The organism is Crossiella sp. CA198, from assembly GCF_052078295.1.
Taxonomy (GTDB): Bacteria; Actinomycetota; Actinomycetes; order Mycobacteriales; family Pseudonocardiaceae; genus Crossiella.
On the sequence record NZ_JBQJIM010000005.1, the window covers coordinates 72,832 to 92,008 of the forward strand.

Sequence of the window (19,177 nt, forward strand, 5' to 3'; positions counted from 1 at the left end):
GTCAGAAACCGGTAAGCATTGCGAAGGCACCATTCTCGGGGGGAACCACCATGGACCAGCAGGAACCGGCCGTCACGCTGCCGCCGTCACCCGTCTTCGGCGCGAGCATGAACCCACTGCCGCCGGAGTACCAGGCCGCAGGCCCGGCCAGGAAGGGCAGGCTGCTGCTCGTCTCGCTGATCGTGGCCTGCGCGCTGCTGCTCACCGGCACCACCACGATGGCGATCATGCTGACCCAGGCGGAGAGCAGGGCCGAGATGCTCGGCCTGCAGGCCGAGCAGAACCAGCGCCGGATCAAGGACGCCGACAAGCGGATCAGCGCCGCCCGCGCGGAGGCCGACACCGCCCGCGACGAGGCCAGCGCCGCCCGCCGCGAGGTGCTGGAAATGCACATGAAGCGCCTGCGGACCGGCGAATGCGAGATCGCCGCCAGCGTGGTCAAGGACGCCATGACCCGCGGCGACCGGCTCTACCTGGACGCCACCCTCAAACAACTCGCCGAGAAGTGCAAGCGATAGCCACCGGTCACCAACTCGTCGCGGAAGGCGCCGCCCACTTGTCGCGAAACAGGCGTGGCGCGCAGCGACACGGCGGGCTCTTCACCAGCGGCGGGGTACCGATTTTTCGCGTTGCCTTGTCGTGGTCTCGACGCATCCGAAGCTTGCTTCGCGTGCGGCGAGGCCACGACGAGGCGACTTAGAGCGAAAAATCCCGCGTGCGGAGCACGCCAATCGATACAGCACGCCAATCCAACACAGCTATCCCCAGCTTCTGAGGGCTGCCCGGAAGCGTTCTTCCTCGACCTTCCAGTACCCGTGTTCCTCGCCGTTGATCAGGATCACCGGCACCATGTCGCCGTACTCGGCGCGTAGTTCGGTGTCGGTGTCCACGTCGACCACGGTCAGCTCGATGCCGATCTCGCCGCAGATGCGTTCGAGATCGGCCTTGGCGACCTCGCAGGCGTGGCAGTCGACCCTGCCGAGCAGGGTCACCTGATGCTCGCTCACCGCTGCTTGACCAGCGCGCGGCCGATGAGCATGCGCTGGATCTGGTTTGTGCCTTCCACGATCTGCAAGACCTTCGCCTCCCGCATGTACCGCTCCACCGGGTAGTCCTCGACGTACCCGGCGCCACCGAGCACCTGCACCATGTCCGTGGTGACCTTCATACAGGTGTCGGTCGCGATGAGCTTGGCCATGGCCGCCTGGGTGGCGAAGGGCAGGCCCGCGTCCTTGCGGCGGGCGGCGGCCAGGTAGAGCTGGCGGGAGGCCTCGATGCCCGCGGCGGCGTCGGCGAGCAGGAACGAGACGCCCTGGAACTCCGCGATCGGCTGGCCGAAGGCGGTGCGTTCCCTGGCGTAGTCCACGGCCACGTCCAGCGCGGACTGGGCCACGCCGACCGCGGCGGCGGCGATGCCGAGGCGGCCGGAGTTGAGCGCGTCCATGGCGATGGCGAAGCCCTGGCCCTCGGCGCCCAGGCGGCGATCGGCGGGGACGAGCGCGGCGTCGAAGATCACCTGGGCGGTGGTGGAGGCCTTCATGCCCATCTTGCGTTCCGGCGGCGCGGCGGTGACGCCGGGGGTGTCCGCGTCGACCAGGAAGGCGGAGATGCCCCTGGGGCCGTCCTCGCCGGTGCGCGCGAGCAGGGTGTAGAAGTCGGCGACCCCGCCGTGGGTGATCCAGGCCTTGGTGCCGGAGACGGTGTAGTCGCCGTTCTCCCCGGTCTTGGCGGTGGTGCGCAGCGCGGCCGCGTCCGATCCGCAGTGCGCCTCGGACAGGCAGTACGCGCCGAGCAGCTCACCGCCGATCAGCTCGCCCAGCCAGCGCTCCCGCTGCTCGGCGGTGCCGTAGCCGGCCAGCGCGTGGCAGGACAGGGTGTGCACGCTGACCCCGAGGCCGACCGCCAGCCAGGCCCTGGACAGCTCCTCCACGACCTGCAGGTAGACCTCGTAGGGCTGACCGCCGCCGCCGAACTCCTCGGGGTAGGGCAGGCCCAGCAGACCGGCGCGGCCGAGAGTGCGGAAGGCAGCGCGCGGGAACTCGCCGCTCGACTCCGCGGCGGCGGCCCGGGGCGCGAGTTCCTTGTCCGCGATCTCCCTGGTCAGCTCAAGCAGCGCGGTCGCCTCGTCGCCCGGGAGCTGTCGATCGATCACGGGAGCACCCATGTGTTGCCACCTCCGAGTGTCGGCACGACGGTGTGCCAGGGGCTTTCCACCCTGCGAGACCAATTGTGGGGTCTCCGACACTCGGAAGTCCAACTAACAGATCAGTGACCGCCACCACGCCTGAACGGGCTAGTTCAGCGCAGCGAACGCCTGGCGAGTTTGCCGGTGACCGAGTGCGGCAGGGTCGCCACGAACTCGACCTTGGTCGGCACCTTGAACTTGGCCAGCAGGCTCGCGCAGTGCTCGACCACGTCCGCCTCGGTCAGCTCCGCGCCCTCGTCCCGGACCACCACGACCTTGACCGTCTCGCCGGTGCCCGGGTCCGGCACGCCGACCGCGGCGGCCTCGACCACCCCGGGCAGCAGGCCCAGCACGTGCTCGACCTCGTGCGGGTAGACGTTGAAGCCGTTGACGATGATCAGGTCGTTGGCCCGGTCGACCAGGTGCAGGTCGCCGCCCTCGTCCAGGTAGCCGACGTCGCCGGTGCGGAACCAGCCTTCGGCGTCCGGACCGTGCGCGCCGTCCGGCCAGTAACCGCTGAACAGGTTCGGACCGCGGACCGACACCAGGCCTGCGCCGCCCTCGTCCTCCTCCTCCAGCGGGGTGCCGTCGGAGTCGACCAGTCGCAGTTCCACCTCGGGCAGCGGCTGGCCGACCGAACCGGGCTTGGGCAGGCCGGTGACCAGGGTGGAGGTCAGCACCGGGCCGGTCTCGGTGAGGCCGTAGCCCTCGAAGACGTCCAGGCCGGTGGCCGCCTTGACCCGGCGCAGCACCTCGCCGTCCAGCGGGGCCGCGCCCGAGGTGAGCAGCCGCAGCGTGGCCAGGCCCTCGCGCAGCTCGTCCTCGGGCAGGCCGAGCAGGGCGGTGTACATCGGCGGCACGCCGACGAAGGTGGTCACCCGGTGCCTGCGGATGGCGGCCAGCGCACCCTCGGCGTCGAAGCGCTCCAGCAGCACGCCGGTGGCGCCCGCCGCCGCGGTCTGCAGCAGGCCGGGGCCAAGGCCGTAGGCGTGGAAGAGCGGGATGGCCAGCAGCACCCGGTCGGCCGCGGTGACCGGGGCCGGGCGCAGCCGGGCGCACTGGCGGGTGTTGGACACCAGGGCGCGGTGGGAGAGCATCACGCCGCGCGGCACCCCGGAGGTGCCCGAGGTGTAGGCCAGCACGGCCAGGTCCTCATCGCCGCCCGCGGTCTCGAACGGCTCGGCCTCGGCCAGCGCGGGCGCTGGCAGCACCTTCACGTTCCCGGCGATCCCCGGCACCTCGCCCTCGGCGACGAGCAGCCGCGCGCCCGAGTCGGTGAGCACCCTGGCCAGCTCCGGTCCCGGCAGGCCGGGCGCCAGCGGCACCACCACGCAACCGGCGCGCAGCGCGCCGAAGAGGGCGACACAGAACTCGATCCCGGTGGGCAGCCGGATGGCCACCCGGTCCCCGGCCAGCGCACCTGCCATCCGCAGCCGGTGCGCCTGCGCGTCCACCGCGGAATCCAGCCTGCCCCAGCTCACCTGGCTGCCATCGGCGGCATCCAGCAACGCGGGGTGGTCGGCTTCCCGGTGCGCCGCTGACCTGATCAGGTCCGCGACGTTGCCGACGGCGGTCATCTGTCCTCCCGGTGTGGCCAAGGCGAACGGACCCGAAGTCTGACACGGGTGATGTTCGTCATGCATCCGCCTGCGGGGCGTCTGGGAGAAGGACCGGGAAATACCGACGACCAACGCTACCTACTTTGGAGTAACAAAAGGTATGGTTCGGTCAATCCCCGGTCCGACCGCCGCCAGGACCGGGAACCGCGAGCAAGGGAGCCGCGCATGCCCCCACCGATGGGTTGGCCCTGCTCACCGGGGCGCCCTTCGCAGGCCGAGGTCGTGCAGCCGCCGCCTCCGGCCGGGGAAGCATGGGCATTGGTACAGGCGGCCCAGGCCGGGGACAGCGACGCCTTCGGCCGGCTCTACGACCAGTACGTGGACGTGGTGTTCCGCTACGTGCTCTTCCGGGTGGGCGACCGCAGCCTGGCCGAGGACTTCACCAGTGAGACCTTCCTGCGTGCGCTGCGCCGGATCAGCTCGGTCAGCTACCAGGGCCGGGACGTGGGCGCCTGGTTCGTCACCATCGCCAGGAACCTGATCCTGGACCACGTGAAGTCCAGCCGGTACCGCTTCGAGGTGCCCACCGCCGAGCTGTCGGACAACTCCGAGCCGCTGGCCGGGCCCGAACAGGCGGTGCTGGCCGAGGCCACCAACGCCGAGCTGCTCAAATGCGTCGGCCAGCTCAACACCGACCAGCGGGAGTGCATTGTGCTGCGCTTCCTGCAGGGCCTGTCGGTGGCCGAGACCGCCGAGGTGATGGGGCGCAACGAGGGCGCGATCAAGGCCCTGCAGCACCGCGCGGTACGCCGATTGGCCCAGCTCCTGCCTGCCGGCCTGCGTTAACCCGTACGGACGTACGCGTAACTCATCGGGTCACTGCTTCGTTGTTGTGCTGAGAGTGCGGGCCTGCCGGGGCCCGTGCCACCGGCCAGCCGAAGGACACACGTGAGCACGGATGAACCGCCCTCGGGGCCATCCGAAGGACCTGCGCAGTTCGCGCGCGTGCTGCCCGCGCTGGCCGCCTACGAACAACACCTGAACCCGGACGCGGCGGCCAGAGATCGGATGCGCGCCCGCCTGCTGGCCGATTTCCCGGCCGCGGTGCGCCAGGCCCAGTCCCGCCCTGATCCCACGGCCAGGCGGCGGCGCTTCGCCGTCGCGCTGGTCGCCTGCGTGGCCCTGATCGCCTCGGTGACCGGGATGTCGGTGCTGCTCAGCCGGGACGCGGTGCCAGGGGACGCGCTGTACGCGGTCAAGCGCAGCGCGGAGAGCGCCGAGCTGGGCCTGATCTTCCGCGAGCACCCCAGGGCGTTCAAGCACCTGGAGTTCGCCGACTCCAGGGTGACCGAACTGGGCGCGCTGCTGGACCGGCCGGGCGCCCCGGTGGCGGATTTCGCCAGGGCGCTGGCCGACTTCGAGTCCGACGCGGCGGCCGGGTCCCGGCTGCTCACCGAACTGGGCGCGGACTCCGACGACCAGCTCTTCGCCGCGCTGGCCGACTGGACCACCAGGGAGATCGGCCGGTTACGGACCGCCTCGGTCGCGCTGCCGCCCGCCGCCCGGCAGCGGCTGGAGGTGACCATGGCGCTGCTGGAGCGGATCCGGCAGCGGGCCAGCGAGCTGCGTCAGCGCGCGGGCTGCCTGACCATCACCTCCGGCGCGGCCGACGACATCGGCGCGCTGCCGGCCACCGAACGCTGCGTGCCCGTCCCGGCCAGGGAGGTGAGCCCGCTGCCGAGCACCGGGGCGAGCGGGCGGGCCGTGGTGAGTTCCCCCACGTCCGCCCCCTCGGTCGCGGACGCCCCGGCGCGCACCCCGTCCCCGCACCTCCCGGCCCCGCCGCCGATCCCGCTGCCGCAGCCCAGCCTGCCCCAGGTCAGCACGCCGCCACCGGTGGAGGCGCCCGCGCCGCCGACCGGGTTGCTGCCGGGTCTCCTCGATCTTCTGAAACTCCCCTTCGGCCTGCTCGGTCCGAACCGGTAACGTGCGGCGATCGCTACCCTGGGGCGGGTGAACCCGCTGACGCAGGAGGACGTGGAGGGGACCGCGGTGGCCAACCGGCGGGCGAACGAGGACCGGCCCGAGCACAAGAGCAGCGCGGCCCTGGCCGGGGAGGCATCCGCCGAGGCCGCGGTGGCCGCGGCGGCGGAGTACGACGCGGCGGTGCCGCAGGATCTCACCGCGGCCGCGTTCTTCGACGTGGACAACACCATGATGATGGGCGCGTCGATCTTCCACTTCGCCCGTGGCCTGGCCGCCCGCAAGTACTTCGCCAGCTCCGACCTGCTCGGTTTCGCCTGGCAGCAGCTCAAGTTCCGGATCGGCGGCAAGGAGAGCCCGGAGGGCATCCGGTCCAGCCGGGAGCAGGCACTCTCCTTCGTGGCCGGGCGCGAGGTCAGCGAGCTGGTCACGCTCGGCGAGGAGATCTACGACGAGCTGATGGCGGACCGGATCTGGGACGGTGCCAGGGCGCTGGCCCAGATGCACCTGGACGCCGGTCAGCGGGTCTGGCTGGTCACCGCGACCCCGGTGGAGCTGGCCACCATCATCGCCCGCCGACTGGGCCTCACCGGCGCCCTGGGCACGGTTTCCGAGCACGTGGACGGCGTCTACACCGGTCGCCTGGTCGGCGATCTGCTGCACGGCCCGGCCAAGGCGCACGCGGTGCGCGCGCTGGCCGCCCGCGAGGGCCTGGACCTGCGCCGGTGCACCGCCTACTCGGACTCCTCCAACGACGTGCCGATGCTATCGGTGGTGGGCACCTCGGTGGCGGTCAACCCGGACCAGCGGCTGCGCGATATCGCCAGGGCCCGTGGCTGGGAGGTGCGCGACTTCCGCACCGGCCGCAAGGCGATGAAGATCGGCATCCCGGCACTGCTCGGCGCCGGCGCGCTGGCCGCGGCCTTCGCCGCCGGCGTGGCCTACCGGCGCAAGCGCATCGGTTAAGGCTCGTCCTCGACCCATTCCAGCAGGTCGCCGGGCTGGCACTCCAGCACCCGGCACATGGCCTCCAGGGTGCTGAAGCGCACCGCCTTGGCCCGGCCGTTCTTCAGCACGGCCACGTTGGCCGGGGTGAGCCCGACCCGTTCGGCGAACTCGCCGACGCTCATCTTGCGCCTGGCCAGCTCGACGTCGATGCGCACCACGATCGGCATCAGATCACCGCGTCCAGGTCCGAGCGCAGCGCGGTGGCCTGACGGAGCAGCTCGCGCAGCACGAGCACCACCAGCCCCAGCACCGCGACCCCGATGGAGAGCAGGAACAGCACCATCGGCAATCCAGGGTCATCGGCGTTGAGCACCACCACGGCCGCGATGCTCACCAGCACCAGCCAGCCCGCGAAGATCGCCCACACAATGGCGTCCACCCACTTCAGCGACGCCGTGGTGAAGATCCGGTCGGTGCGGACCAGGGTGAGCAGCTGCCAGGTGGCCACGATCACCACCTGCACGCACAGGATCATCAGCGCCGCCACCGCGGTCAGCGGCCAGCGCAGGTACGCCTCCTCCGGCCGGACCTGCGCCATGTAGGCGAACTTGCCGGGGAAGGACAGGGTCTGGAACACCAGCAGGATCCCGAAGAACAGCACCAGGAACACCCGGAGCGGCAACACCACTCGCTGCATCGTCAGCATGCGCCGAGTATCGCCAGCTACCTATCGAAAGTCAATCGGTAGCTATCGCTTCGTGATCGACCTTGCGGGCCAGCAGGTAGGCCTGCGGGGTCCGCTCCCCCGGATCGCGCGCCCGTTCCAGCACCGCGCGCACCTCGAACCCGGCCGCGGTCAGCAGTTCGCCGATCCGATCCGGTTCACCGCGGTGGAAGTCCAGGCCGACCTGCTTGCCCAGCGCCTCGGCCAGGTGCAGGGTGCCCTCGCCGACCTGGAAGGCCAGCTGCAGGTGCCCGCCTGGCCGCAGCACCCGGTGCAGCTCGGCGAAGACCGCTGGCAGCTCGGCAGGCGGGATGTGGATGATCGAGTACCAGGCCACGATGCCGCCGAGTGCGCCGTCGGGCAGGTCCAGGGCGGTCATGGTGCCCACCTCGAACCGCAGGCCGGGGTGCTCGCGCCGGGCGATCTCGATCATGGCCGGGGACAGGTCGACGCCGAAGACATCCAGGCCCAGCCCGTGCAGGAAGGCCGAGACCATGCCGGGGCCGCAGCCGATCTCGGCCACCGGCCCCTCGGTCAGCCCGGCGAAGGCGGTCAGCATGGCCCGGTCGAAGGGTTTCCGCGCCAGCTCGACGCGGGCCAGCTCGGTGTACTCGGCGGCCACCGCGTCGTACCCGGCGCGGGTGGCCGCCTGATAAACCGGTTCGATCACTGCTGGGGCTGCTGCTGCTCGGGGACGATGAACACGGCGGTGCCGTAGGCGGCGATCTCGGTGCTGCCGGGCACCACCTCTCCGCTCTCGAAGCGCATCGCGATCACCGCGTTCGCGCCGCGCTGGGCGGCCTCGGCGCGCATCCGGTTGATCGCCTCCCAGCGGGAGTCGCTGAGCAGCTTGGTGTAGCCGACCTGCTCACCGCCGAACATGCCCTTGAAGCTGGCGCCGATGTCGGAGAAGGCGTTCCGGCTGCGCACGGTGAGGCCGAAGACCTCGCCGAAGACCTGGACGATCCGGTAACCCGGGACGTCGTTCATCGTGCTGACCAGGATCGGCGGCGGCTGCTGCGGCTGCATTGGGTGTCCCACGCGGCGCAGATTAGCCGAGGAAGACGTTCCTCCGCTGGGTCAGCAGGCGATAGAGGGTCTGCTGGATGGTTTCCCGGACCTGGTCGGTCAGGTTGAACACCAGCATCGGGTCCTCGGCGGCCTGCTGGTCGAACCCGTCGGTGCGGATCGGCTCGCCGAACTCGATGTGCCACTTGGTCGGCAGCGGCACCAGGCCGAGCGGGCCCAGCCAGGGGAAGGTCGGGGTGAGCGGGAAGTAGGGCAGGCCGAGCAACCGGGCCAGCGGGCGCAGATCGCCCAGCATCGGGTAGATCTCCTCGGCGCCCACGATCGAGCAAGGCACGATCGGCGCCCCGGTGCGCAGCGCGGCCGAGACGAACCCGCCGCGGCCGAAGCGCTGCAGCTTGTACCGGTCCCGGAACGGCTTGCCGATGCCCTTGAAGCCCTCCGGCCAGACGCCGACCAGCTCGCCGTTGCGCAGCAGCCGTTCCGCGTCCGGGTTGCAGGCCAGGGTGTGCCCGGCCTTGCGGGCCATGGTGCCCAGCACCGGCAGCTTGAAGACCAGGTCCGCGCCGAGCATGCGCAGGTGCCGCTTGCCGGGGTGGTGGTCGTGCACGGCCACACCAGTCATCAGCGCGTCCATCGGGAACATGGTCCCGGAGTGGTTGGCCACGATCAGCGCGCCGCCCGCGCTGGGCAGGTTGGACAGCCCGTGAGCCTCCACCCGGAACCACTTCTCATACAGCGGGCGCAGCGGGGTCATCAGCAGGTTGTCGGTGAGGTCGGCGTCGAAGCCGAACTCGTCCACCTCGTACTCGCCGGTGAGCCTGCGGCGCAGGAAGGCCATCGCGTCGGCCAGCCGCTGCTCAAGCACCGAGGGGTCGGCCTGGGTGACCGGGACCGGCCCCCGGATGCTGCCGTTGTTGCCGCGCGGCTCGGCGGTCCGCTCGCGTCCGCCGCCCCTGATCGGGATCACCCGTGCCTCTGCCACCGCTTCGCTCACCTCATCCTCGCTCGCTACGGGAGAACATCGACTTCAGTGTCCGCTCCACGCCGGTGATCATCTCCGGGTCCAGCACCGGCCGCAGACCGCGGCCGCGCACGTAGTCGTCGAAGGCCTGCTGGGTGGTCCAGCGCGGCTGGAAGCCGAACTCGGTGACCAGCCTGCCGGTGTCCACCACCCGGCCGAAGTTCAGGAAGCGCATCTGCTCGGGGGAGAAGTCCACCAGCCGCGCGCCGCGCACCAGCTGGCCGAAGGAGGGCACCAGCGCGCTGGGCACCGGCAGCGGCACCCGGCCCGCCCGGCGGATGGCCTGGGAGAGCATCAGCACGCCGTCCCCGCCCACGTTGTAGACCCCGGGCAGGTCGTGCAGGGTGGCCCGCTCCAGCACGGCCAGCGCGTCCTCGGAGTGCAGCAACTGCATCCTGGCGTCGAAGCCGAACACGGTCGGGATCACCGGCAGGGCGAAGTAGCGGGTCAGCACGGTGTCGATGCGCGGACCGATGAAGTTGGTGAAACGCAGCGTGGTGACGTCCACGTCGGGGCGGCGCCTGCCGAAGCCGCGCACGTAGCCCTCGATTTCCACCGCGTCCTTGGCGTAGCCGCTGGATGGCAGGTCCTTGGGGCCCATGTCCTCGCTGAAGACCGCGGGGTCGCGGGAGCTGGCGCCGTAGACCGCGCTGGTGGACTTGACCACCAGCTTGCGCATCGACACCGACTTCTGGCACGCGGCCAGCAGCTGCATGGTGCCGATGACGTTCATCTCCTTCATCGCGGTGCGCCCGGTGGAGCCCGGGTTCGCGCTCACCGAGGCGTGCACCACGGTGTCCACCTTCGCGGTGGCGATGACCTTGGAGATGAGCGGGTTGCGGATGTCGGCGCGCACGAACTCGGCCCGGCCCATCCGGCGCAGCAGGTCGCGCGGCGGCGGCACGGTGTCGACGCCGAGGACCCGTTCGATGGACGGGTCGGCGGCGAGGCGGGCGGCGAGGTGTCCGCCGAGGAAACGGCTTACCCCGGTGACGAGAACGATGTTGGGCGCCATGCGACTCCCTGGGCACGGGCGGTGACGGAAGGCGATGCTACCCGCGCCACCGGCTCCGGCATGCCGCCTTGCGGGGCGTTCCTGGTGAAGTTCCCAGGTCAGCCCGGTAACGCGAACCGCCGCCGGTATCCAGGCTCACACCTTGGACGCGGCGGCGGTTCGTTCGGTCTCAGGCCATCATCAGCACAACGAGCGAGAAGCGACCTCAGACCCGAAGGTCACTTGCCCTGCTTGCGACGCGCGTGACGCGTCTTGCGGAGCAACTTGCGGTGCTTCTTCTTCGACATGCGCTTGCGGCGCTTCTTGATGACCGAGCCCATACGGGTTCCTCTTCACTATCGATGTTGGTGTGCTGAGCTTTCGCGTGTCGTCAGCGCGCGCTGCGGCCGCCGGCCGGGCGGCCGAATGACACGAACGGTCTACCAGGGTACCCGGGGGGTGAAACCGCCCCTCAGCCCGCGTTGTAGTACGCGTTCTCCAGGTAGGCGTGCACCTCGTTCTCGGGCACCCGGAAGGACCTCCCGACCCGGACCGCGGGCAGTTCGCCCGAGTGCACGAGCCGGTAGACCGTCATCTTGGAGACACGGATGAGCCCGGCCACTTCGGCAACCGTGAGAAACCGAACCTGACCGAGTCCAGCGTGATCCGTCTCCTTCTTCGCCGGCATGAGTCACCGTGTCTTTCGGCACGTGGCGCGCCGCCGGCTTCCCCACCGACGGAATCGACACGCACGTGCTGCCTACGAGGGTAGCCGCCCTGCCCGCACGCTGCGAGGACTCGACTTCCGATACCGTTCCGTGATAACGCGCTCACTTCTCGTGCGCCTTGCCAAGCTCGATCGAGCGGTCCCTGGCCGCCTCGATGGCCGCGATCAGGGCCGCCCGCACCCCGTGCTTCTCCAGTTCCACGATGGCCGAGATGGTGGTGCCCGCAGGCGAGGTGACCGCCTCGCGCAGCGCCACCGGGTGCTCCCCGGAGTCCCGCAGCATCGCCGCCGAACCGACCGCGGACTGGATGATCAGATCCGCCGCCACCGCCCTGGGCAGCCCGAGCAGGATGCCCGCGTCGATCATGGCCTCGACCAGGAAGAAGAAGTAGGCCGGACCGGACCCGGACAGCGCGGTGACCGCGTCCTGCTGCGCCTCGGGCACCCGGACCACCTTGCCGACCGCGGCCAGCATGGCCTCGGCCAGCGCCAGGTGCTCCGCCTTGGCGTGCCTGCCGCCGGAGATGGCGCTCATCGCCTCGCCAACCACCATCGGGGTGTTCGGCATGACCCGGACCACCGGGACGCCCTCGGGCAGCCTGCGCTCGAACAGGGCGGTCGGCAGCCCGGCGCACAGCGACACGATCAGCGTGCCCGGCCGCAGCACCGCGCCCAGCTCGTCCAGCAGTGGCTCGATGTCCTGCGGCTTGACCGCGACCACGAGCACATCGGCCAGCGCGGCCGCGGTCGGCACGTCGACGCCGCGCACGCCATAACGCTTGGTCAGCTCGGCACTGCGTTCCGGATAGCGCTCGGTGAACAGCAAATCCTCCGGGCTGCGGCCGGACTGGAGCAGCCCGGACAGCAGCGCCTCGCCGATCTTGCCCGCGCCAAGCACAGCGGTGGTCGTCATGCCCGAAAGCTTAGGACGGCCGCGGACAGCCCCCGGAGCAGGCACGGCCCGCCACCCCCGCCCACTTGACCCAACCGGTACGCCCGGTTTGCCCAACTGGGCGTACCAGTTGGGCCAAGTGGTGCGGGAGAGGGGGCTAGTCGAGGGGGGTCAGGGCGAGTTGGCGGGTTTGGCAGACGAGGCGGCCGGTGGAGTCGATGACGGTGGTGTCCTCGTCGAACCACTGGCCGTAGACGGCCTTGGATTCCACGGAGAGGCGCAACCAGCCCGGGGCCGGGCGGGAGCGCAGCAACGCGGTCAGTTGCACGGTGGGCGACCAGGACAGGCGGCCCAGGTTGAAGGTGACCGGCATCGAGATGTCGCCGGCGACCAGGGCGAAGAGGGGGTCCGGCTGCCCCTCGCGCGGCCGGACCCACAGGCGCAGGCGCAGTGGGCTGGTGTGGTTGTCGGTGAGGAAACCGGCGCCGTCGGGGTCCAGCATGAGCTGGCAGGCCTTGGCCACCCGGAAGACCTTGGCGGCCTGGGTGGCGCCGACCTCGATCGCCCTGGCCGGCGGTTCGGCTGGCAGTTCGGGCAGGTCGGTCCAGGCGGCGGGTTCCTCGGGCAGGCGGCCGGTGGTGACCATGGCGTGCACGCACACCCGGCCGCGCTGTTCCAGTTCGGTCTTGACCACGGTGACCGTGCGGCCGGACTTGAGCACGCTGGTGCGCAGCAGCACCGGGCCCAGTTCCGGCGGGTGCAGGAACTCCGCGCTCACGCTGAGTGGGTCGGGTGCGGCGCCGTTGCCGGTACCGCCGGTCTCCGCGGTGGTGATCGCGGCCCTGGCCAGCAGGGCCAGCAGGTAGCCGCCGTGCGGCTTGCCCGCGATGGTCCAGTCCGCGGCCAGCTCGGCGGTGAAGCTGCCATCCCCCATCGGGCGGACCGCGGTGGCCAGCCCGAACGGGGTGATGCGCAGTGGATCCGTCCGGACCCTCACCGCTTGCTTGCCAGAGCCCGCAGGAAGAACGCGGTGTTCGCCGGTCGTTCGGCCAGTCGTCGCATCAGGTATCCGTACCACTCCTGGCCGTACGGGATATAGACCCGGACGGTCTCGCCCGCCTGAGCGAGACGAAGTTGTTCTTCCGGCCGGATGCCGTAGAGCATCTGGTATTCGTAGGTGCCCGGCTTGCGATCGTGCCAGCGGGCGCGCTCGTCGATGATGCCCACCAGCCGCGGGTCGTGGGTGGCGAACATCGGGTAGCCATCGCCCTGCAGCAGCGTGTTGGCGCAGCGCACATAGCTCAGGTCCACCTCGTGCGGGGCCTGGTAGGCCACCGATTCGGGCTCCTTGTACGCGCCCTTGCACAGCCGCACCCGGGAACCGGCGCCCGCCAGTTCACGGCAGTCGTCCAGGGTCCGGCGCAGGTATGCCTGCAGCACCGCGCCCACCCACGGCCAGCTCCGGCGCAGTTCGCCGAGCACGCGCAGGGTGGAGTCGGTGGTGGTGTGGTCCTCCATGTCCAGGGTGACCGTGGTGCCGCACTGCTCGGCGGCGGCGCAGATCCGGGAGGCGTTGTCCAGCGCGAGCCGCTCGTCCAGCGCCTGGCCGACCGCGGACAGCTTCACGCTGACCTCGGCCGAGCCGGACAGGCCCGCGGAGTGCAGCTGGTCGAGCAGCTCCAGGTAGGACTGCACGGTGACCTCGGCCAGCTCCCGGTCAGTGGTGTCCTCGCCGAGGTAGTCCAGGGTCACGGTCAGCCCGTCGTCGACCAGGGCACTGGTCGCGGCGACGGCCTCCGCGGTGGACTCCCCGGCCACGAAACGGCGCACCACGTCCCTGGACACGGGAGCGGTGCCGACCAGTCGCCGGATGCCGTTGTTGCCGGCGGCGGCGAGGATCAAGGCGCGCAACGGGTTCACAGGGCGGAACTGTACGTGAACCACCCGGATGGGTCAGGCCCTGAACCGGCTGTTCACGGCTCCGATATGACCGAACACACGTTCCGTGACATACACCGTTTTACCGGCCAAGGTGCAGCCGGGCGAACAGCAGTGCCTCGGCCAGGTCGGCCACCCGGTCTTCCCTGGTCCTGGCCTTGCGGGTGCTGACCTCCAGCACCACCGTGCCGGTGAACTGGTTGGCCACCAGCTCCTCGCACAACTTGGCGCAGGGCTGGTCGCCGCGGCCGGGCACCAGGTGCTCGTCCACCGGGGCGCCGGTGCCGTCGGCCAGGTGCACGTGCCGCAGGCCGGGGCCCATCCGCTTGGCCAGTTCGAGCGCGTCCATGTGCGCGGCCGAGGTGTGCGAGGTGTCCAGGGTGTAGTTGCGGTAGCCCACGTCGGTGGGGTCAGGGGACGGCCGGAAGCCGGAGACCCGGACCTGGCGTTTCCGGCCGAGCGGGCGCAGCGGGAACATGTTCTCCACCGCCACCGCGATGCCGCTGACCTCCTCCAGCTCGCTCACCAGCGCGCTGAAGGTCTCGGCGTAGCGGCGCTGCCAGCGAAACGGCGGGTGCACCACCACGGTGTCCGCGCCCAGCGCGCCAGCCGCGGCCACCGAGCGGCGCAGCCGGACCTCCGGATCGGCCGACCAGACCCGCTGGGTGATCAGCAGGCAGGGCGAGTGGATGGCCAGGATGGGCACCTTGTACGCGGCGGAGAGCTTCTCCAGCGCGCCGATGTCCTGGCTGACCGGATCGGCCCAGACCATGACCTCGACGCCGTCGTAGCCCAGTTCGGCGGCCAGCTGGAAGGCGGTGGCCGCGGGCTGCGGCCAGACCGCGGCGGTGGACAGCCCGATCGGGATCTCCGGGCGCCACTGGCCTGCCGGATGCGCGCGAGCCGGGCTCACTTGCCGACTAGCAGCAACGCGGCCGGGGACACCGTGACCACCAGGCCGACCAGCACGGCGAGCAGGATGGTCTGCAGGTCGTCCGCCTTGCGGATCTTGCGGACCAGCCAGACCATGCCGCCGATCACGGCCAGCGCGAGGAAGAGCGTGATGGACGGGATGGCCCGCCACAGCCACTGGAAGCCCAGCCACAGCCCGGCGCCGCCGATGACGCCGCCGCCCAGCTGGACGACCATCATCAGCCATTCCTTGGCCGGTGAACGCGGTTCCTCGTCCTCATCCTCGTCGTAGTCGTCCGGGACCTCGGCGTCCTCGTCCAGTCCGGCCGGACCGCGGGCGGGACGCGGTTGCTCGTCCTCGTCCTCGGTCTCCGGGTCCGCCTTGGGCGCGGAGGCGCGCAAGGCCTGGTACTGGGTGGTGTGCTCGGCCTCGTCCTCGACGTAGCGCTCCTGGTACCCGGTGTCGGTGAACCAGTCCTCGCCCTCGCGCGGCGGCGCGTCCGGATCGGCCTGCGGCGCGTCCGCGATCACCGGGAGCACCTCGGTGACCGGGTCCGGCTGCACCCTCGGCTTGCTGCGCGGGGCCGGTTTCGGCGGCACCGGCGGCGCGTCAGGGCGCGGCAGGCGGCCGCTGGTGGCGGTGCCCGGCGCGACCGGCGGGTCGGCGATGGCCGGGTACGCGTCGGTGATCGCCGGGACCTCGGTGGTCAGCTCGGCGGCGGCCGGGTCGGCCACCGGCGGCGGCGGTGGCGGCGGCACCGGCCGGGTCGGCGTGGCGGGCCGGGCGAACCGGCCGCTGGGTGTGTCGTAACTAGGCAGGTCGCGCCGGGAGGGAGTGTCCAGACCCGCCGCGCGCGGTGGCGCGGCCGGTGGCTCCTCGACCAGCGCCTGCTCGTCCCGCAGCGCACGCAGCTGTCCCGAATCGGAGTTGATCCGGTCGATGATCTGCTGCGGTGCGGTCTCGTTCGCGTCCTCGGCACGACGACGGCGGCGCCTGGGCGCGGCGTTGCCCGACCCCTCGCCGTACTGCGCGAGGAGATCCGCAACGGTGCGCTGGCTGTCGCGCTCCGACTCGTTGTCCCGGTTCATTGATTCCACCGTGCCCCGTGCTGGCCCATCCGTCCAGTGTTGTGACCTTGCTCCTGCCCAGCGTCAGGCCCGGAGCCGTTGGTCGCAGCGGCTCCGCCAGGGTCGGACACAGTGTGGTCGTCGCCGTCCGTCTGGTCCAGCCGCCGGAGAATGACACCCTCACGGAGGGCCCACGGGCAAATCTCCAGCTGCGGGAGTGACAACGCTCGCATCGCGGCCTCGGCCACCAGCGCCCCGGCCACCAGCTGGTGCGAGCGGCTGGCGCTGACGCCCTCCAGCTCGGCCAGATCGGCCGCGGACATCCGCGAGATGAACGCGGTGAGCTGGCGCAGGCCGCTGTCGGTGAGCACCCGGCTGGCCCTGGGCCCGGCCGAGGAGGGCGCGGCCCCGGTGAGCCTGGCCAGGGTGCGGAAGGTCTTGGAGCTGGCCACCGCCCGGTCGGGGGCGCCGCTCTTGCGCAGCACGCGGGCCACCTCGGCCAGCTCCTCGGTCAGCCAGTCCCTGGTCGCCTTGATCTCGCGCTGGGTGGGCGGGTCGTGCCGGAACCGGGTGCGGGTGAGCCGCCCGGCGCCCAGCGGCACCGAGAAGGCCAGTTCCGGGTCCTCGTCCATGCCGGTGGCCAGTTCCAGCGAGCCGCCGCCGATGTCGACCACCAGCAGCCTGCCGGCGGACCAGCCGAACCAGCGGCGCACCGCGAGGAAGGTGTAGCGGGCCTCGTCCGAGCCGGCGAGCACCTTGAGGTCGACCCCGGTCTCCTTGCGCACCCGCTGCAGCACCGCGGCGGAGTTGCCAGCCTCACGCACCGCCGAGGTGGCGAAGGCCATCAGGTCGTCACAGCCCAGCTTGGCCGCCTCGCGCTTGGCCGCGGCCACGGTGCGGACCAGGTTGTCCGAGCCTGCCCTGGTCAGGCGGCCGTTGCGATCGAGCTGCTCGGCCAGCCGGAGCATGGTCTTGATCGAACTCATCGGGGTCGGATGGGCACCCCGATGCGCGTCCACCACAAGGAGATGGACGGTGTTCGAACCCACGTCGAGCACCCCGAGCCGCACCAGAGCACGGTACCTGGCGGGATCGGCAGGTTCACCGGCACCGGTCGGATCTGCACCGATCTCGGGAAAATGCACGGCTAGCAAGATCACTAAGCGTGCATTTTCCCATGATCATTAGACCGTTCGGCTCAGCTCTCGAACTTATAGCCAAGGCCGCGCACGGTGACCAGGTGCCGAGGGGCGCCAGGGTCGGGTTCGATCTTGGAGCGCAGCCGCTTGACGTGCACGTCCAGTGTCTTGGTGTCGCCGACGTAGTCCGCGCCCCAGACCCGGTCGATCAGCTGGCCGCGGGTGAGCACCCGGCCGACGTTGCGGAGCAGGTACTCCAGCAGGTCGAACTCCTTGAGCGGCAGGCTGACCTCGCCGCCGGAGACGGTCACCACGTGCCGTTCCACGTCCATCCGCACCGGCCCTGCCTCCAGCACCTGGGGCAGCAGCTCCTCGGACTCGCCGCCGCGGCGCAGCACCGCCCGGATCCGGGCGATCAGCTCGCGCGCGGAGTAGGGCTTGGTGACGTAGTCGTCGGCGCCCAGTTCCAGCCCGACCACCTTGTCGATCTCGCTGTCCCGCGCGGTCACCATGATCACCGGCACCGCGGAGCGCTGCCGCAGGGCCTTGCAGACGTCGGTGCCGCTCATGCCGGGCAGCATGAGGTCCAGCAGCACGATGTCCGCGCCGTTGCGGTCGAACTCCTCCAGCGCCTCCTGCCCGGTGGCCGCGACCGCGGTCGCGAAACCCTCCTTGCGGAGCAGGAACGCCAGCGGGTCGGCGAAGGACTCCTCGTCCTCCACGATCAGCACCCTGGTCACTGAACTCCTCCATGCTCGACGCTGCCCGCGTTGACGGGGCGCGGCTGCTCCGCGTCCCGTACGTCCACTGTGGACGGATTCGGGGTTCCGCCACCATGGTCGGCCCGGTGTGCCGGGATGCGCATGGTGAACGTGGAACCGGTGCCGGGGCGGCTCCACAGCCGCACCTCACCGGCGTGGTTGGCGGCCACGTGTTTGACGATGGCCAGCCCCAGTCCAGTGCCGCCGGTGGCCCGGGAACGCGCGGGGTCGATGCGGAAGAACCGCTCGAAGACCCGGCCCTGCAACTCGGCGGGGATGCCGATGCCCCGGTCGGTGACCGAGATCTCGACGAAGTTGTCGACCAGCCGCCTGCTGATGGAGACCGGGCTGTCCGGCGGGGAGTAGGCCACGGCGTTGTCGATCAGGTTGGCCAGCGCGGTCACCAGCAGGGTCCGGTCGCCGTCCATGAGCAGGCCGCTGCCCTCGTCCACCGCGATCTCGATGCCGAGGGACTCCGCGGCCAGCCTGCACCGGCCCAGCGCCTCGGTGACCACCGAGTCCAGTTCGACCGGGGTCAGCTCGGGCAGCCGTTCGGCGCCCTGCAGCCGGGACAGCGCGATCAGCTCGGTGACCAGGGTGCCCAGCCGGTTGGCCTCGTGCAGGATCTTGCTGGCGAAGCGGCGGACCTCGTCCTCGTCGTCCACCGCGTCCAGCACCGCCTCGGCCAGCAGCGCGAGCGCGCCAACCGGGGTCTTCAGCTCGTGGCTGACGTTGGCCACGAAGTCCCGCCGGATCGCTTCGAGCCGGACCGCGTCGGACTCGTCGGAGGCGTCCACCACCACGAAGCCGTCGCCGAGCAGCCTGGCCTCGCCGAGCACCGCGGCGGGCTGGCGGCTGGACAGCGTGGCGCGCTCCAGCGGGGAGAGGTCGACCTCGAGCACCTCGCCGGTCTCCAGCACCACCTCGGCGGCCTTGCGGGCACGCGGGTCGGCCCGGCCGTCCTGCACCACGCCCAGCTCCTCCGCGCGCGGGTTGTGCAGCACCACGTCGCCGAAGCGGTTGAGCACCGCGACCGCGTTGTGCGAGGCGTGCACCACCCGTTGCATCAGGTCGGCCACGGTCAGGCCGGGTGGTCTGCGGGTGGCCCTGGCGGTGACGGAGCGGCCGAGGAAAAAGCCGAGGACCGCGGCGACGACGGCCGCGCAGATCGACAGGGCGAGCAGGCCCGTTGCGGTCACGGCCGCATGGTAAGCAGCCGAACGGCCTCCCGGCCTACTCTCGGAGGGCTATACGTGACCGTGGTGACACCAGAATGGTGTGACGTACACCGCACGTT

Annotated in this window: 23 protein-coding genes; 4 read left to right on the top strand and 19 right to left on the bottom strand. The window is 71.0% G+C overall.

The features are described from left to right. Window positions 1-50: 50 nt before the first annotated feature. Window positions 51-518: a hypothetical protein gene (locus ACTOWY_RS09255; protein ID WP_441309188.1), complete on the top strand. Its 468-nt coding sequence runs from the start codon at window positions 51-53 to the stop codon at window positions 516-518. 240 nt (window positions 519-758) lie between these two features. On the opposite strand, the gene ACTOWY_RS09260 is transcribed toward ACTOWY_RS09255, so the two are convergent. The 3 genes from ACTOWY_RS09260 to ACTOWY_RS09270 all read right to left on the bottom strand — a co-directional run bounded on the left by ACTOWY_RS09260 (window position 759) and on the right by ACTOWY_RS09270 (window position 3,762). Then, window positions 759-1,007: a glutaredoxin family protein gene (locus ACTOWY_RS09260; RefSeq protein WP_441309189.1), complete on the bottom strand. Its 249-nt coding sequence runs from the start codon at window positions 1,005-1,007 to the stop codon at window positions 759-761. Further along, window positions 1,004-2,164: an acyl-CoA dehydrogenase family protein gene (locus ACTOWY_RS09265; RefSeq protein ID WP_441309190.1), complete on the bottom strand. Its 1,161-nt coding sequence runs from the start codon at window positions 2,162-2,164 to the stop codon at window positions 1,004-1,006. Before ACTOWY_RS09265 ends, ACTOWY_RS09260 begins: the two co-directional genes overlap by 4 nt. A gap of 134 nt (window positions 2,165-2,298) precedes the next feature. Then, the gene (locus tag ACTOWY_RS09270) at window positions 2,299-3,762 is read right to left on the bottom strand and encodes an AMP-binding protein (protein ID WP_441309191.1); all 1,464 of its coding nucleotides are present in this window, start codon (window positions 3,760-3,762) and stop codon (window positions 2,299-2,301) included. A 207-nt stretch (window positions 3,763-3,969) separates the two neighbouring features. Here ACTOWY_RS09270 and ACTOWY_RS09275 point away from each other — a divergent pair, with 207 nt between their 5' ends. The 3 genes from ACTOWY_RS09275 (at window position 3,970) to ACTOWY_RS09285 (ending at window position 6,693) form a co-directional block, all read left to right on the top strand. Further along, entirely contained in the window at window positions 3,970-4,590 is a 621-nt protein-coding gene (locus ACTOWY_RS09275; RefSeq protein ID WP_441309192.1) for a sigma-70 family RNA polymerase sigma factor, read from the top strand. Window positions 4,591-4,692: 102 nt separating this feature from the next. Further along, window positions 4,693-5,730: a DUF5667 domain-containing protein gene (locus tag ACTOWY_RS09280; protein ID WP_441309193.1), complete on the top strand. Its 1,038-nt coding sequence runs from the start codon at window positions 4,693-4,695 to the stop codon at window positions 5,728-5,730. 66 nt (window positions 5,731-5,796) lie between these two features. Further along, complete coding sequence (locus tag ACTOWY_RS09285; RefSeq protein WP_247756218.1) at window positions 5,797-6,693, top strand: HAD family hydrolase; 897 nt, start codon at window positions 5,797-5,799, stop codon at window positions 6,691-6,693. Here the strand turns inward: ACTOWY_RS09285 and ACTOWY_RS09290 are convergent. The 16 genes from ACTOWY_RS09290 to ACTOWY_RS09365 form a co-directional block, all read right to left on the bottom strand. Next, entirely contained in the window at window positions 6,690-6,902 is a 213-nt protein-coding gene (locus ACTOWY_RS09290) for a helix-turn-helix domain-containing protein (RefSeq protein ID WP_441309194.1), read from the bottom strand. The two genes, ACTOWY_RS09285 and ACTOWY_RS09290, sit on opposite strands and share 4 nt — an antisense overlap. Beyond that, a complete protein-coding gene (locus ACTOWY_RS09295) occupies window positions 6,902-7,381 on the bottom strand; it encodes a DUF2975 domain-containing protein (protein WP_247755448.1) in 480 nt (159 codons plus the stop codon). Before ACTOWY_RS09295 ends, ACTOWY_RS09290 begins: the two co-directional genes overlap by 1 nt. 31 nt (window positions 7,382-7,412) lie before the next feature. Then, window positions 7,413-8,069: a class I SAM-dependent DNA methyltransferase gene (locus ACTOWY_RS09300; RefSeq protein WP_441309195.1), complete on the bottom strand. Its 657-nt coding sequence runs from the start codon at window positions 8,067-8,069 to the stop codon at window positions 7,413-7,415. Next, window positions 8,066-8,440 (bottom strand): YbjQ family protein, encoded by a 375-nt coding sequence (locus ACTOWY_RS09305; protein ID WP_441309196.1) that lies wholly within the window; start codon window positions 8,438-8,440, stop codon window positions 8,066-8,068. Before ACTOWY_RS09305 ends, ACTOWY_RS09300 begins: the two co-directional genes overlap by 4 nt. 10 nt (window positions 8,441-8,450) lie before the next feature. Beyond that, a complete protein-coding gene (locus tag ACTOWY_RS09310; protein ID WP_441309197.1) occupies window positions 8,451-9,410 on the bottom strand; it encodes a lysophospholipid acyltransferase family protein in 960 nt (319 codons plus the stop codon). 13 nt (window positions 9,411-9,423) lie between these two features. Continuing rightward, window positions 9,424-10,464, bottom strand: a complete 1,041-nt coding sequence (locus tag ACTOWY_RS09315; protein ID WP_441309198.1) for an NAD-dependent epimerase/dehydratase family protein — start codon at window positions 10,462-10,464, stop codon at window positions 9,424-9,426. A 218-nt stretch (window positions 10,465-10,682) separates the two neighbouring features. Next, window positions 10,683-10,784, bottom strand: a complete 102-nt coding sequence (locus ACTOWY_RS09320) for a 30S ribosomal protein bS22 (RefSeq protein WP_076993459.1) — start codon at window positions 10,782-10,784, stop codon at window positions 10,683-10,685. A gap of 131 nt (window positions 10,785-10,915) precedes the next feature. Beyond that, entirely contained in the window at window positions 10,916-11,131 is a 216-nt protein-coding gene (locus ACTOWY_RS09325) for a helix-turn-helix domain-containing protein (RefSeq protein WP_185000615.1), read from the bottom strand. Window positions 11,132-11,273: 142 nt separating this feature from the next. Then, on the bottom strand, window positions 11,274-12,083 hold the full coding sequence (gene proC / locus ACTOWY_RS09330) for a pyrroline-5-carboxylate reductase (RefSeq protein WP_441309199.1): 810 nt from the start codon (window positions 12,081-12,083) through the stop codon (window positions 11,274-11,276). A 136-nt stretch (window positions 12,084-12,219) separates the two neighbouring features. Continuing rightward, window positions 12,220-12,996 carry a thioesterase family protein gene (locus ACTOWY_RS09335; RefSeq protein ID WP_247756216.1) on the bottom strand — a complete coding sequence of 259 codons (777 nt, stop codon included), beginning with the start codon at window positions 12,994-12,996 and terminating at the stop codon, window positions 12,220-12,222. Between the two features lie 59 nt (window positions 12,997-13,055). Next, window positions 13,056-13,982 carry a proline dehydrogenase family protein gene (locus tag ACTOWY_RS09340; protein ID WP_441309200.1) on the bottom strand — a complete coding sequence of 309 codons (927 nt, stop codon included), beginning with the start codon at window positions 13,980-13,982 and terminating at the stop codon, window positions 13,056-13,058. Window positions 13,983-14,082: 100 nt separating this feature from the next. Beyond that, a complete protein-coding gene (locus ACTOWY_RS09345; RefSeq protein ID WP_441309201.1) occupies window positions 14,083-14,913 on the bottom strand; it encodes a sugar phosphate isomerase/epimerase family protein in 831 nt (276 codons plus the stop codon). Then, window positions 14,910-16,001 carry a hypothetical protein gene (locus tag ACTOWY_RS09350; RefSeq protein WP_441309202.1) on the bottom strand — a complete coding sequence of 364 codons (1,092 nt, stop codon included), beginning with the start codon at window positions 15,999-16,001 and terminating at the stop codon, window positions 14,910-14,912. The genes ACTOWY_RS09345 and ACTOWY_RS09350 overlap by 4 nt, the downstream gene beginning before the upstream one ends. Continuing rightward, window positions 15,998-17,050: a Ppx/GppA phosphatase family protein gene (locus ACTOWY_RS09355; RefSeq protein WP_441309203.1), complete on the bottom strand. Its 1,053-nt coding sequence runs from the start codon at window positions 17,048-17,050 to the stop codon at window positions 15,998-16,000. The genes ACTOWY_RS09350 and ACTOWY_RS09355 overlap by 4 nt, the downstream gene beginning before the upstream one ends. A 128-nt stretch (window positions 17,051-17,178) precedes the next feature. Continuing rightward, complete coding sequence (locus ACTOWY_RS09360) at window positions 17,179-17,859, bottom strand: response regulator transcription factor (RefSeq protein ID WP_086784276.1); 681 nt, start codon at window positions 17,857-17,859, stop codon at window positions 17,179-17,181. Next, the gene (locus tag ACTOWY_RS09365) at window positions 17,856-19,079 is read right to left on the bottom strand and encodes a sensor histidine kinase (protein WP_441309204.1); all 1,224 of its coding nucleotides are present in this window, start codon (window positions 19,077-19,079) and stop codon (window positions 17,856-17,858) included. Before ACTOWY_RS09365 ends, ACTOWY_RS09360 begins: the two co-directional genes overlap by 4 nt. Between the last annotated feature and the right edge of the window lie 98 nt (window positions 19,080-19,177).

Excerpts from the sequence above, each read along its gene's own strand:
- ACTOWY_RS09275 (WP_441309192.1), top strand. The coding sequence starts at position 3,970 with ATGCCCCCACCGATGGGTTGGCCCTGCTCACCGGGGCGCCCTTCGCAG.
- ACTOWY_RS09255 (WP_441309188.1), top strand. The coding sequence starts at position 51 with ATGGACCAGCAGGAACCGGCCGTCACGCTGCCGCCGTCACCCGTCTTC.
- ACTOWY_RS09315 (WP_441309198.1), bottom strand. The coding sequence starts at position 10,464 with ATGGCGCCCAACATCGTTCTCGTCACCGGGGTAAGCCGTTTCCTCGGC.
- proC (WP_441309199.1), bottom strand. The coding sequence starts at position 12,083 with ATGACGACCACCGCTGTGCTTGGCGCGGGCAAGATCGGCGAGGCGCTG.
- ACTOWY_RS09265 (WP_441309190.1), bottom strand. The coding sequence starts at position 2,164 with ATGGGTGCTCCCGTGATCGATCGACAGCTCCCGGGCGACGAGGCGACC.
- ACTOWY_RS09350 (WP_441309202.1), bottom strand. The coding sequence starts at position 16,001 with ATGAACCGGGACAACGAGTCGGAGCGCGACAGCCAGCGCACCGTTGCG.
- ACTOWY_RS09270 (WP_441309191.1), bottom strand. The coding sequence starts at position 3,762 with ATGACCGCCGTCGGCAACGTCGCGGACCTGATCAGGTCAGCGGCGCAC.
- ACTOWY_RS09320 (WP_076993459.1), bottom strand. The coding sequence starts at position 10,784 with ATGGGCTCGGTCATCAAGAAGCGCCGCAAGCGCATGTCGAAGAAGAAG.
- ACTOWY_RS09290 (WP_441309194.1), bottom strand. The coding sequence starts at position 6,902 with ATGCCGATCGTGGTGCGCATCGACGTCGAGCTGGCCAGGCGCAAGATG.
- ACTOWY_RS09335 (WP_247756216.1), bottom strand. The coding sequence starts at position 12,996 with ATGGGGGATGGCAGCTTCACCGCCGAGCTGGCCGCGGACTGGACCATC.
- ACTOWY_RS09325 (WP_185000615.1), bottom strand. The coding sequence starts at position 11,131 with ATGCCGGCGAAGAAGGAGACGGATCACGCTGGACTCGGTCAGGTTCGG.
- ACTOWY_RS09295 (WP_247755448.1), bottom strand. The coding sequence starts at position 7,381 with ATGCTGACGATGCAGCGAGTGGTGTTGCCGCTCCGGGTGTTCCTGGTG.